The following is a 13,181-nucleotide window of genomic DNA, read 5'->3' as shown; positions in this document are numbered from 1 at the left end:
AACGCCAACCTACAAACAAGGTTGGCGTGGAAGGTTATTTAGTAAGTGCTTGATTTAACCATTGATCAAATTGAGTTTTAGGTAACGCACCATTGATCATATCAACACGTTGACCATTTTTGAAAACCATAATGGTAGGAATGCTGCGAATACCAAATTGCGCCGCAAGTTGTTGTTGAGTTTCGGTATCAATCTTAACAAAACGAGCCGTTCCGGCTTGCTCATGAGCAACATCAGAGAAAACAGGAGCAAAACCAACGCACGGGTTGCACCATGGGGCCCAAAAATCTACTACAACAGGCATATCACTTTGTAATAGAGCAGAAAAGTTATCTTGTGTACCTTCGATAGGCGAGCCGTCTAAAAGTGCACTTTTACATTTACCGCAAGTTGCAGATTCGGCAACGCGCTCATTAGGGACACGATTTAGACCGCCGCACGAAGGGCAGCGAGTTTTAAACGATGACATGACTTCTTCCTTTATTACGTATTGATGAAAACATGACTTACCAGTCAGCCTCATTATTTGTATACTTATTTTTTAACCTGCCGAAATAACGCAGCGCAGGTTTGTATTTGAGCCTAAGGTTCTAAGAAATTTTATTAAAATACAACAATAAATAGGTCTGCGATGACAAATTACTACGCTGAAATTACAGGTTGGGGGAAATGTGTTCCGCCAGCCGTGCTCTCTAACGATGATCTTAGCACTTTCCTCGATACTTCCGATGAGTGGATTCGTACCCGCACTGGTATCGAAAACCGCCGTATTAGTCATGTAAACACGTCAGACATGGCGACCGTTGCTGCTAAACATGCATTAGCTCGAGCAGGCGTCGATGCAACAGACGTGGATTTAATCATTGTGGCGACTTGTTCACCAGATTCATTGATTCCAAATATCGCGTCTAAGGTACAGCAGAACCTAGGTATTCGTGCAGCCGCTGCCTTTGACTTAAATGCCGCATGTACGGGATTTGTCTATGGCCTAGAAACGGGCACACGTTTGATTCAATCAGGTAACTATCGTAACGCGATCATTATTGGTGCGGAAAGATTGTCTTTCTACATCGATTGGGCAATGCGAGATACCGCTGTTCTATTTGGTGATGGTGCGGGCGCCGTTGTGTTATCAAGAACGGAAAAAGAAACGGGTTTACTACAGTCTCAAATCGGTTGTGACGCAAAAGGCCGCGATATTCTGTCCGTACCAAAGTTTGGTACTTGTATGGATCGCTTTGCGGAAGACAACGGTTACTGGGATTTCAACTTTGTAGGACAAGAAATTTTCAAACGTGCAGTAAAAGGCATGGGGCTAGCTGCGAAAACCGTACTGAAAGCATCACAGTTAACGACGGAACAAATCGATGTTGTGATTCCGCATCAAGCGAATATTCGTATTATTCAAACCTTGTGTGACCTGTCTGGAATTCCACACGACAAAGCGTTTGTTAACATTCAAAACTATGGCAATACTTCAGCTGCGACGGTGCCAATTGCATTGTGTGAAGCGGTAGAGCAAGGTCGAGTTAACCCAGGTGATAACATGCTTCTTGCTGCGTTTGGTGCAGGTTTGACATGGGGTGCGGCAGTATTGAAATGGGGTGACCGCGTAACGCCAATTGGTGAAAGTGATGCGGTTCTGCCTGAATGTGAGCAATCCGCGCTAGAATTACTTGAACGTGCCATTAAGCTGTGTAACGAACGCCGTCGCGACGAGGTGTAACGGACACTTTGCAAACATAAGATGAGTAAGGGAGCGCGAGGCTCCCTTATTTGATGATGTGTTCTACAGCTAACCTGTAAAATATCTTAAGCCATAAAACCCAGGTTTGAATGGGTAAAATTACGGATGTTCGGGAACACGTATTCCAGTGCAGCGTTATCACTCACGCCCATCCACTGTGCTAGTGTTGAACCAACTTGATCAGCGGCAATTTTGGGTATGAGTCGGCCTTGAGAGTAATCATCGTTTCCGCCCAGTATTAGTTCCGGCCATGTACCGATAGGTTGTTTCCCATTTACCGCGCCTCCAATTAATAGTTGATGGCCACCCCAGCCATGATCAGTACCATTTCCGTTGCTCATCATCCGTCGACCGAAGTCAGACATAGTGAAAGAGGTGACTTGCTTGTTTAGCCCTAACCGTTCGACCGCACGATACATTGCTAAAAGGTTTGTCGCGAGATCCTCAAGTAACACTGGATGACGTGCCAGTTGCGAATCGTGTAGGTCATACCCAGAGTGTTTAACGAAAAAGACTTGTCGTTGCTGCTTCAGGACATCTTGGCTTGCTATCAATTTGTACACGGTTTGCATCTGCTTGCCGAGCGTCGATGACGTAAACAGCGGCTCGTCAGCAATATGGTTGAGTTGCTCGCTCAGTACACTACTCATTACCATCGACTCATCAACCATCAAATTAAAATGACCATTAAATGGATTGTCAGTTTGATGAGAGAGAAGGCGATCATAGATCCCCTTGTATAGCGGGTTATCAATCGCGGTAAGCTGAACTGCGCGATCTTTTTTCAGGACGGTTTGGCGGTGTTCCATTGCCCGTAACCAAAGCGAGTTGCCATGCACACTGTATAGCGGTGTTATTTCTGATTCAGAGTTTAATACATCCAACATTCTGCCAGCCCAACCAAGATTTTTAGACTCGCTCATTCCACCAAGTAACCAAGCGTCTGTTTGAGAATTATGAGAAAACAGTTGCTCGGGAAGTGATGCTTCACCTTGCTCAATAGCTTGTTTGGTGACGGGATGGTTGAGAATGCCACTATTGAGCACGATGCTGGCATCGCCTTGTTCGAAAACGGAAGTTAACGCATTTAACTTTGGGTGTAAGCCGAGCTTCACTGGGTGATTTGAGCTATCGACAGCACTTAAATTGATAGGGAGTATGTCTTCTTTGGCGACAGAGAGTGGCCCTCTGACTTTGGAATATTGACGATAGTGCGCCTCCGATAATGGCAGTATGGTGTTGAATGCATCGTTTCCGCCTGCTAAATACACACATATTAATGCTCGAAAGTCATTGGATGGCGCTGCGAGAGAGTAACCTGGCAGACTAAGAGAGGCTAGTGCGCCCATCGATAGCGTGCTTTGTATAAAATGTCGTCGTGAAATATCCATAATTCACTCCTAATCCTGAATATAGAATTCGTCGCCAGAAATGGCGGTAAATATCACTAGAGCGAGTTTTGTTGTTGGCACATAGTCCCCACGATAATCATTCAGGGCGGTGAGCATGAGCTCTTTCAATTCAGCAGAAGCCGTTCCAGCAAAGAAACGCTCGTTAACCAATTCGACTAAGGCACGGTGATCGTCCAGAAGAAGATAAAACTCGTTAAGATCGAAGTGGTAGGAATCACCACCTCCTCTACGAGTGCTGGTTAACATATAGTTGACCAAATCGGTATAAACAGACCAATTGAGAAGTTCATACTCTGGAGAGTTAATACCAGACTCCGTAAACTCGTTAGACGGCTGATAGTCTGGAGAGTAAAAATTAAACACGGAAGGAGAACGAAGCGGCCCTTGATTAGCGATGTTCATCATCGTTGTTGCGTCTTCGTAACGTGATCCTTTAATCGTAAAACCTGATGCTCGATGAAAATTAGTCAGGACCAGTATCGGTTCTTTCACTTTTATAGGCGGGGTATCCGTCATCCCTAATGCTTCAGGGTCGAGCAATATGGCTCGAACAACGGCGGTTAGATCGCCTTTTTCTCCTTCCCCATTGTTGTTAAATATCGTAGCAACACGCGCGACGTACTCTGGGCTTGGATTTGAACTGACCAAACGTTGGATAAGTAACTTTGAAACAAATGGAGCAACATTTGGGTGAGACATCAACATATCAATCACTTTTGAAAGCTCTTCTTGTGCGGTTAGACCCGATGGGATCACGTTCCCTAGAAATCGCTTCTCGCCGGTGTCGTGCCGTTGACTGATAACTCGCATCGGTTTCACGAATGCGATGTCGGAATTTTTCCATCCAGTTAATGCTCGCGCGAGCTCTTGAATATCAGTTTGATTGTACGTGGGGATAGGTTTGCCTGTTGCGTGGTTTAGCTTTTTACTGCCATCTAAATTGAGTTCATACAAACCGATAGTGAATAACTGCATTAACTCTCGAGCAAAGTTCTCATCGGGAAGCGTTCCTGTCGCACTATTTTCTTTTGCACTACCGAGCATAGACAAATAGCTCCCCATGACTGGATGGATGGAAACGTCATACAACAGGTCTCGGTAGTTGCCAAACGCATGCTCAACCAACAGATCGTAGTAATTCACTAACCCTGTAGGTTTGCTGGAAAGAACGCCGCCATAACGAGAAACGACTACGATCTGACTCAATGCATAAGCCGTTCGCTGCCTAAGCTGATCTTCAGCAGTAACAACAATTTGATACCAAGCATTTTCGCGGTTTGACTGTAGGCCTTTAGAAAAAGGCGTTTGATAAAGTGGTTGATGGTAGGTTGCTGGCAGGTTGATTTGTTTCTGTATCCAATCCTCTAACCCGTTTTCCCTAACCTCATTAATTAACGCAGGTGTTGGTCCAAAAGAGGTTTGATAGAGAAAACGCGCAACGGTTTGATCGGATGGGGATTGCTGTATTTGTGCTGATACATTAGGCACATGGCTCAGCAATAAGATAGCCAATCCTAGTACCCAAGCAGAGATTTTATTTAGCTTCTGACGTCTCATAGTTAACTCGCTTACCCGAAGTAACGATTTAAGTCCATTTAACGGGAGTTATTAAGCTCTTTTGAGCTGTTTAGTAAATTTATGAAAATCAAGCAGCTGCATAGGCGAGTATAGTAGCTATAAGTGGTGAACAAAAAACTCAAACGATGAATTTGGTACTATAGTGCTAGAAGTTTTTGATGCTATTTTTCTAAGATACTGATATTAAATATGGCCAATGAAGAGTAACAAGCAGAGATATCGCAATGGATATAGAAGGGGGACAGCTAAAGTACGGTTAACAAGAGATTGGTATGTTTGTTAAGGCTTAAGTTAGTTTCAAGAAATTATTGAGCCAATAAATAAAGTCCATTGGTTTGCACAAGAGAAAACCACACGGATGTTCTCTTGTACAAAGCAACAAAGGTTATTTTCGGGCAAGCTTATGGTGAGCACGAGAAAAGTGATCGGCACAAAATGCGCCCACAATCGAGAGTTCGCCAGCCAGACAAAGCGAAGCTGCGACTTCGGCTAACGCTTTCGCATTGCCGTTGCCGTGCAAACCCAAAATATCCAAACATGCTTTTTGCGTTGGAAGGCCAGTACCACCGCCAACCGTTCCCACCATGATGTTTGGCAAGGTCACGCACGCGTACAAGTTGCCTTGAGCGTCCACATCCATACGAGTGATTCCAATGGCAGACTCTGCAACGCAAGCGGCATCTTGACCACAAGCAATGTAAAGCGCGGCAAGGGCATTTGCGTAATGCGCGTTGACGCCAATTGTCCCGCTGAGTAAACCACCCACCGTGGTCATTTTGCCAAATTGAACCATAGACTCCGGCGTCGTATGCAGATATTTTTCCACCAACTCAGCAGGAATGGTCACTTCGGCGGATACTTTCTTACCGCGTACCGAGCGCAGTGTGTGTGCGTTTGGTTTTTTGTCGCCTGATAAGTTGCCATCCAAGAATGCTTGAGTTGGTTTGATTGGGCTGGTCGCCAAAATATGATGGAACACTTCGTTTGTTGCGATGGTCACCATGTTTTGTCCGGAAGCGTCACCAGTCACGTATTCAAAGACCAAATAAACATGGTTTCCTTCGATATTTACATTGATGTCTTTGAGTTTGCCATGTGAGGTGGTGGATTCCGCAATTTGACGAAATACGTCAAACTGGGTCACAACCCAACTGACGAACTGGCCGGCGTCAGCAAGGTGATTAAAGGCGAATACTGGTGTTCGGCTCACCCCTTCACTTAGTAACAATGCGCTCGCGCCACCAGCGGCGGTGATAAGATTTGCGCCACGGTTGTAGGAAGCGACTAACGCGGCTTCTGTCGTTGCGAGCGGAACCAAAAAGTCATCGTTCGCATACAAGCCGTTGACGCGCAAAGGGCCTGCAATGCCGACCGGCACATTAACAGTACCAATGAAGTGCTCGATGTTGTTGGAGTAAGCATCGCGGTGTGACTGCGTGAAAGGATCAAGGAGATGATCTTTATTGGTCACGTGTTCCAATACTTGCCAACGGCGCGCCAAATGCTTATCCGATAGGCCAGGGCTTAAGCAGAGACGTTTCTCTGGCTTGTGAAACTTCGGTTCTAATGCCGATTGAATCTTACTGCTGGTTTCGATATCGGAAAGGGCGGAGCTTTGAACAGGGTTATCTTGGTTTAACTTCGGCATACAAACGTTAACTGAAAAATCGAACCAGAGATTGTAGTGATTGAGGCTTTGATTACAACGTTGATTATACGTTTTGCAACAAATACCACTGTGTAAGCGCCTTTATTATCCAAGTGATTTGATATTGGAGCGACGAATTTATCGGACATAAATGGGTTTTGACAATGAATGTTGAGTAAATGGTAGATCCGGGAGGTTATGGCTTTTAGAGAAACTGGCCTGTAGGTGTTTTGATTCGACAAGGTGTAAGCATGAGTGCCTTAAGAGCGGAATGGTTCAATCTATGAAAGGAATAAATTGTCTAACCCAGTCCCTTGGGTCAGACGTTAGTTTGAATCGGTTGTTCAAAAACTAGTTGAAGGCGCGAGCCACACGTCCCGCACTTTGAATACGGTAATGGCCAACGTAAGCAGGAACAAATACAGATTGTCCCTTCGCGGCGGTTAACGTCTCACCGTTATCACTGATGAGTGTCAGGTCGGCATCAATCGCCATCAAAATCTCTGCGCTATTGGCATCAACCACTTCATTGTTCGGTTGGTTAAGAATGCTGAAACTAAAGTCTGCCACTGGGACCGGATAAAGGCTTTGGCAACCATCGGCATTGGGTTCTAGAACAAGGCTGTTAAACGGCTTAGGCACAAAGTCTGTGCATTTAACCAGTTCTTCAACATCCATGTGTTTCGGCGTGAGTCCTGCACGCAAAACGTTATCTGAGTTCGCCATGATCTCTAATCCCGTACCTTTAATGTAAGCGTGTGGCGTTCTTGCGCTCAGGAACATCGCTTCGCCAGGTTGCAGCGTGATGACATTCAACAGTAATGGCGCAAACAAGCCGACATCGCCAGGGTATTGAGTGGATAGATCCAAGATGAGCTGGAAAACGTCGCTGTCAGTGCCTTGCTCCGATTGACGTGAAGCGTGGGCAAGAAGCTGTTTCAGTGCTCGCTCTTTTGTTTCTCCTTCCATGGTAAGAATGTGCACAAAGAAATCGCGTAAACCTTGTGAGTTGATTTCGCGTTTGAATGTGTCAAGAGGCGCGCGTAGCTCATCGATATCGCAAAGGCTAAATGCCTCAATAATCTCGGCATACGAGCGAAAACCGTTCATGGCTTGGTAACTTGTCAGCGCGTACACCAACTCAGGTTTGTGGTTTGGATCCTTGTAGTTACGATGGCTTGCGTTTAGTGGGATCCCGGCACTTTGTTCTTTTTCGAAGCCTATTTCGGCATCTTGTTTGCTTGGGTGAACTTGAATCGACAGTGCATGTTCGGCCGCTAAGATCTTAAACAGAAAGGGCAGGTCGCCAAATTTCGCTGCGGTTTCTGCTGATAAGTAAGCGGGTTGGTTTTGTTTGATCAGTTCAGACAAAGGCAGCGTGTTTTGCTCAATCTGAACTTCAGAGCAGCCGTTTGGGTGAGTACCCATCCATACTTCTGCTTGAGGCTCATTCGTTTCGTTAGAAAAGCCAAACAAATCGTGAATAGAAGAGGTGCTTCCCCAAGCGTAGTTTTGGATTTTGTTGTTCATTTGAAAGAAGCTATGCGATGAAATAGTGTTCAAATTCATGAATTTTTCCCATAGTTAACCCTCCGAACTGAATCGGAAGAAAAATTGAGCAGAGATACGTTAAATAAGGTGGGCGAGCGCGGTTAGGTCACTCGCCAATTTGCCCGAAGGGCGATAAGTCGATTTACAACCGAGGTTTTGGTTCGAGTGGTTTTCGTGATGGTTGCGCTTGCAAAAATGGCAGTAACAAAAGGCCAATGACGGCTGCACAAACTGAAATGGTGATGAAGAAACCCGTCCAATGATATTCTTCAAGAATTAACGCCAGTGGATAACCAGACAATGCTGCGCCCATGTAGGCGAACAAGCCCACGAATCCTGTTGCCGCGCCGGCAGAATCTTTGTGAGAGCACTCCGCCGCCGCCATACCGATCAGCATTTGTGGTCCAAAGACAAAGAAGCCGATGGAGAACAATCCCGCGGCTTGGAACGCAAAGTTGGTCAGGGGCATCAGCCAAAGCGCAGAGACAGATAAAAAAATCCCAATCGCGAACAGCAAGTTCATTGGTCCGCGGTTACCGCCAAAGAGTTTGTCTGAACCCCAACCCGCAACTAATGAACCAACAAAACCGCCGATTTCAAACATCGACAGAGCAGCGTTGGCGTTAATCAGGCTATAGTGATGCTGCTCGGTTAAATACAGGTTTCCCCAGTCGTTGATTGCGGTTCGGACGATGTAAACCAACACATAACTGAACGCGAGTAGCCAGATGTATTTGTTGTTAAATACGTACGATTTCAGAATTTCTCGGTAGGTGAGGCCACGTCCGTAATTTTCTTGCGCAAGTTCTAGTGCGTCGTTGCGCCATTGGCCGACACTTGGTAAACCCATTGTTGTGGGTTTGTCGCGCAATCGCCAACAAACGAATAGACCGAGTAATACCCCGATGATGCCGGGTAGAATAAAACCTTCACGCCAGCTGTAGTGCAACGTTATATAGCCCACCAAAATAGGGATCAGCGCGCCACCAACGTTGTGTGCGGTGTTCCAAATCGCCCATAAGAAGCCACGCTCGGAACGTGAATACCAAGTGGTTAACAGCTTGGAGCATGAAGGCCAGCCCCAGCCTTGGAACCAGGCGTTTAAGATCCACAGAGTAATGAAAGCCGCGAGTGAGCTAGAAAAACCGAACGCGATATTGACCAGACCTGTCGCAATTAATCCTAATCCCATGAAATAACGAGGGTTAGAGCGATCCGAAATCGTGCCAGAAATAAACTTCGAGCAGCCGTAGGTGATGTAGAAAAGTGTACCGATAAGACCCAAGTCGCCTTTATCTAAGCCAAGGTCGGTGATCATCGCTGGTGCTGCGTAGTTAAAGGTCTTACGGGTAAAGTAGAAACCTGCGTAGCCGATGTACATCCCCAACATAATGTGCAAACGCCAATGGCGGTAACGCTGGTCGATTTGCTCGTTGCTCAGACTCGGTTGAGTAAATTTAGGTGAACGTAAAAATCCAAACATCTTGAGTTACACCTTAGGTAAAGTAATGCTGATTTGTGTGCCGATCACTTGATCGCTGGTGGAGTAGATAACCATTTTTCCACCTAACGCGTGCACACGCTCTTGCATGCCGCGAACGCCCATGCCTTTCATGCTGTCCTGAACTTTGAAACCGACACCATCATCGTGAATCATTAGTGACACCGCCGCTTCTCCGATCGTCAGTTCAATACTGATCAACTGCGCTTCTGCATATTTGGCGGCGTTATTCAATGACTCTTGGCATAAACGGAATAGGGTGACTTTGAGCGTGTCACTCAAGTTGGTGTAATCGCCTTGCCAGTTCAGTTGAACAGCCGTTCCGTGATTGGCAAATTCCATCTCTCGCGTCAGTTGCTCGACGGATTCTTTCAAGTCCAAATCATCCAGCATTTTTGGTCTTAGCTTGCTTAACAGTCGCTTAGTGGTGTCGTACACGTTTAGGGAAAGCCCTTCGATCATGTCGGCGCAACCCACGCTTGTTTCGGCGTTATTTACCCGCTTAATGATGTTGGCTTGTGTGCGGATCGCCGTGATGTTCTGTCCAATTTCGTCATGTAGCTCGCGCGCAATATCGCGTCTTACCGATTCTTCCGCTTTGATAAGCTGGCGAGACAAATTCTGATTGCGTGCAAGTTCGCCGCGCAGTTTGTGATTGAGGTCTTTTTGTTTCTGAACCCCTAAGCCGAGCATAATGCCGGTGATGGTTTGCGCCGAGAGAGATAATAACAAATCGGTGATTTCTAGATTTGATACGCCGCTGCGAGCCGCAATCAGCGCAATGCTGTTGAGCATGGTGGCGAGTAGAGCACCTTGCCAGCCGTAATGCAGAGCAAGCACGATGATTGGAATCGCCATACAAAACGGCGCAAATCGTTTTAGCTCTTCAGGCAAACTGGTTTGCACCAAAATACTGCCGATCAAAAGTAGCGCATAAAGCACGATATGACGCACCTGAAATACAACGGCATTACTTAGTAGGAGAGAGCTAAGCGGAGACCAACGACTTTGGAACAAATAACTCCATAACAAGTAGCACATAGGCACCACGAGCAAGCCTCCAGAAATGCTAGCCAGCCATACCATGTAAACCGAAGGAACGTGAAAACCAACGGCCATCACATTAATAAACGCGCTAATGATAATGACTGCGCTCATCACGGCTAAATGGCGGTTTTGGTCTCCGTAGTAGTATTTTTTCGCAATCAGAGTGACCGGGATACTGGCAATGCTCGCAATCAGCACGGTAAGCCACTGCGGTTGACCCAGTAAGATCGCAAGTGCGATGGAAAGTCCCCACTCCGAAAGGTAAATCGTCGGCCAATAAGCGGTGCGAGTGTGCAGGGCGACACCTAATCTTAAAGCGAAAGGAAACAATAAGATCGCCAGTTCGGGATCATTGACAAAGTAATAGGCAATCACCCATAAGCAGAACCAGGCGCAAGCCATAACAAATAGTCCGCAAATGGTGGTAACAGCGTAAGCTCGCATTAAAAGGACTCTTGAGAAAATAGTTTGGCGAGCTCAACGTTGTTTTTCACGCCGAGTTTGTCGATGGCATTCGCACGATGCACATGCACGGTCTTGTGGCTCAAGCCAAGCTCTGCCGCGACAGACTTTACATCCAACCCGGTCGCAAGTAGCTGACATACCTCGTTTTCACGTTTTGTCAGTTGGCATAGAGAGGTGGTGTTGTCGCTAGGCGTTGCAAGTTTAAGTGCAATATCTGATGTGAGGTAACAGCCGCCAGAAGCACTGGTTCTCACGGCTTGAATAAGTTCGTCTGGGCTACAGCGTTTACTAAGATAGCCTTTTGCACCTAGCTTTAGTGATTTTTCCACCATCGCAGGGGAGTCATGCACGCTAAGCATCACGCAGGCAATGCCAGTTGGTATTTCGCTAAGAAAGTTTAAGCCGCTTTCATCTGGCATGGAGATATCTAGGATGACGACATGAGGGTGTACCGCAGGCAAGCCTTTGCGCGCTTCGGCGACAGAGCCGAATTCACCGACAACGGTAATATCACTTTCTAAATTTAATAATTGTGCGAAACCTGAACGCACGATGACGTGATCATCAACTAGAGCAACATGAATCATTATTACAACCAAATAGAGCAGACGACTAACAACAATAAGCTCCAACAGGAGCCAATAGAAAAACCTTTAATGATACTGAATTGATCAACTCATTTTAATGATCTTGCACGCTTTACCGAAGTAAAGCGCGCAGAGAAGTTAGGCTTGGTTTTGTGCAAGTTGAAGCTTCTTCGCGTGTCGAATCTTCTTCTCTTCCGCGATAGCGACGAAAGCAAGCAAAACAATACAAATCATGGCGGAGGTATCTAGAGCTGCGAAGGTACCTTTCCAACCTGTTAAGCCGAAGATAGGTGTACCGTCTGCAATCATACCGAGACCAAGTTTCGCGAAGCTGTCACCGATTAGGTAAGCGAATGTACCTTTTACGCCGTCAGCCACACTGATTGCTTTTTTAGGGACAAAACCAACCGCGGCAACACCGATAAGAAGTTGCGGACCAAACACCAAGAAGCCCAATACAAATAGTGAGGCCAAGTACATGAACTCGCTAGTGGCGTGCTGGTAGAACTCAAGCGATACGATGATCAAGCCAAGAGACACACAAGCAACCAATGCACGGCGACCGTTTGCTAGGTCAGACAGGTAACCCCACATCAAAGTACCCACAAGCGCACCGACTTCGAATAGAGTAAAGCCTGAGATTGCCGTTTCTTTTGACAGACCAAGCTCTTGGTACGCGTATACCGTTGACCATTGGTCGATGCCGATACGAACGATGTAAAGGAAGATGTTGGCAAAGCAAAGTAGCCAGATAACTTTGTTTTTAAGAACGTATTCAACAAAGATTTCTTTTTTGGTCATCTGGTTTTCTTCTGCGGCGGTGTCTTCTTCACTCACTGCTTCATCGAAAAGTTCTTCTACTTTACCTAAACCATAAGCTTCTGGAGAGTCGCTACCAAAGCGCATACCGATAAAACCAACGATGATCGCGATGATAGAAGGGAACACGAACATGCCGATTACGTGGCCGTCGAATAGGTAGTTAGCACCGAAAAGAGCAACACCCGCTGCGCCCGCACCACCAACGTTGTGTGACATGTTCCACAAGCCTAGGTAAGAGCCGCGTTTGTTACGAGGTGTCCATTTTGTAATGGTTGAGTAACTAGAAGGGCCACCAGTACTTTGGAAGAAACCACTCAGAGCGTAGAAAGCCACCATCAAGAACAGGCTTGCACTACCGCCGCCCATGCTGAAGCTGAAACCAAGCATTGCAAGACCAGAAAGGATCAGCATAAAAGGGAGGAATTGCTTGGTGTTCTTACCGTCAGCGTAGTAAGACACAACGGTTTTACCGATGCCGTATGTGATGGAGAAGCCAAGGCCAATAAGACCTAGGTCTGTCATGCTCAAACCGTAAGTTGAGATCATGTCGTTTTGCGCGACATTGAAGTTCTTACGAATCAAGTACATGGTTAGGTAGCCGATGAATACGACCAAGTAAGATTGGATGAACGGTTTAAACCACATCTTTCTTCTAACTTCGACAGGAAGATCGAGGGTCGGCTTCCGCACCTGTTCGAGGAATTTTAACATGATGAACTCTCTTGTAATTGTTTTAGAAACACAACGGAGACCGTTATGCGCTCTTGTTACCTTTGACTGAGCGGAATTCTAGAGAGTGGTTTTGTGAGGCACATGAGATGGT

At 46.3% G+C, this 13,181-nt stretch carries 10 protein-coding genes; 1 reads left to right on the top strand and 9 read right to left on the bottom strand.

What is annotated here, in order from left to right:
• Window positions 1-34: 34 nt before the first annotated feature.
• Complete coding sequence (trxC, locus tag R7Q46_RS00645) at window positions 35-469, bottom strand: thioredoxin TrxC (protein WP_213871126.1); 435 nt, start codon at window positions 467-469, stop codon at window positions 35-37.
• Window positions 470-631: 162 nt separating this feature from the next.
• Between trxC and R7Q46_RS00640 the strand changes: the two genes are divergently transcribed.
• Entirely contained in the window at window positions 632-1,726 is a 1,095-nt protein-coding gene (locus tag R7Q46_RS00640; RefSeq protein ID WP_005387993.1) for a ketoacyl-ACP synthase III, read from the top strand.
• 86 nt (window positions 1,727-1,812) lie between these two features.
• On the opposite strand, the gene R7Q46_RS00635 is transcribed toward R7Q46_RS00640, so the two are convergent.
• The 8 genes from R7Q46_RS00635 to uhpT all read right to left on the bottom strand — a co-directional run bounded on the left by R7Q46_RS00635 (window position 1,813) and on the right by uhpT (window position 13,069).
• Entirely contained in the window at window positions 1,813-3,138 is a 1,326-nt protein-coding gene (locus R7Q46_RS00635) for a DUF1501 domain-containing protein (protein WP_053349916.1), read from the bottom strand.
• A 9-nt stretch (window positions 3,139-3,147) separates the two neighbouring features.
• Complete coding sequence (locus R7Q46_RS00630; protein ID WP_064369239.1) at window positions 3,148-4,716, bottom strand: DUF1800 domain-containing protein; 1,569 nt, start codon at window positions 4,714-4,716, stop codon at window positions 3,148-3,150.
• A 406-nt stretch (window positions 4,717-5,122) separates the two neighbouring features.
• Window positions 5,123-6,385, bottom strand: a complete 1,263-nt coding sequence (locus tag R7Q46_RS00625; protein ID WP_161441634.1) for a hydroxymethylglutaryl-CoA reductase — start codon at window positions 6,383-6,385, stop codon at window positions 5,123-5,125.
• Window positions 6,386-6,736: 351 nt separating this feature from the next.
• Window positions 6,737-7,954: a mannose-6-phosphate isomerase, class I gene (gene manA / locus R7Q46_RS00620; RefSeq protein WP_005388002.1), complete on the bottom strand. Its 1,218-nt coding sequence runs from the start codon at window positions 7,952-7,954 to the stop codon at window positions 6,737-6,739.
• Between the two features lie 124 nt (window positions 7,955-8,078).
• A complete protein-coding gene (locus R7Q46_RS00615) occupies window positions 8,079-9,419 on the bottom strand; it encodes an MFS transporter (RefSeq protein ID WP_017634643.1) in 1,341 nt (446 codons plus the stop codon).
• A 6-nt stretch (window positions 9,420-9,425) separates the two neighbouring features.
• Window positions 9,426-10,928, bottom strand: a complete 1,503-nt coding sequence (gene uhpB / locus R7Q46_RS00610) for a signal transduction histidine-protein kinase/phosphatase UhpB (protein ID WP_318077220.1) — start codon at window positions 10,926-10,928, stop codon at window positions 9,426-9,428.
• Window positions 10,928-11,536 (bottom strand): transcriptional regulator UhpA, encoded by a 609-nt coding sequence (gene uhpA / locus R7Q46_RS00605; RefSeq protein WP_005376090.1) that lies wholly within the window; start codon window positions 11,534-11,536, stop codon window positions 10,928-10,930. The genes uhpB and uhpA overlap by 1 nt, the downstream gene beginning before the upstream one ends.
• Window positions 11,537-11,674: 138 nt before the next feature.
• Complete coding sequence (gene uhpT / locus R7Q46_RS00600) at window positions 11,675-13,069, bottom strand: hexose-6-phosphate:phosphate antiporter (protein ID WP_021707729.1); 1,395 nt, start codon at window positions 13,067-13,069, stop codon at window positions 11,675-11,677.
• Between the last annotated feature and the right edge of the window lie 112 nt (window positions 13,070-13,181).

The organism is Vibrio sp. 811, from assembly GCF_033339195.1.
Note: the sequence above shows the minus strand (reverse complement) of the source record. Positions and strands in the feature narration are given on the sequence as shown.

Coding starts and splice junctions, on each gene's coding strand:
- trxC (WP_213871126.1), bottom strand. CDS start 469: ATGTCATCGTTTAAAACTCGCTGCCCTTCGTGCGGCGGTCTAAATCGT.
- R7Q46_RS00640 (WP_005387993.1), top strand. CDS start 632: ATGACAAATTACTACGCTGAAATTACAGGTTGGGGGAAATGTGTTCCG.
- R7Q46_RS00635 (WP_053349916.1), bottom strand. CDS start 3,138: ATGGATATTTCACGACGACATTTTATACAAAGCACGCTATCGATGGGC.
- R7Q46_RS00630 (WP_064369239.1), bottom strand. CDS start 4,716: ATGAGACGTCAGAAGCTAAATAAAATCTCTGCTTGGGTACTAGGATTG.
- R7Q46_RS00625 (WP_161441634.1), bottom strand. CDS start 6,385: ATGCCGAAGTTAAACCAAGATAACCCTGTTCAAAGCTCCGCCCTTTCC.
- manA (WP_005388002.1), bottom strand. CDS start 7,954: ATGAATTTGAACACTATTTCATCGCATAGCTTCTTTCAAATGAACAAC.
- R7Q46_RS00615 (WP_017634643.1), bottom strand. CDS start 9,419: ATGTTTGGATTTTTACGTTCACCTAAATTTACTCAACCGAGTCTGAGC.
- uhpB (WP_318077220.1), bottom strand. CDS start 10,928: ATGCGAGCTTACGCTGTTACCACCATTTGCGGACTATTTGTTATGGCT.
- uhpA (WP_005376090.1), bottom strand. CDS start 11,536: ATGATTCATGTTGCTCTAGTTGATGATCACGTCATCGTGCGTTCAGGT.
- uhpT (WP_021707729.1), bottom strand. CDS start 13,069: ATGTTAAAATTCCTCGAACAGGTGCGGAAGCCGACCCTCGATCTTCCT.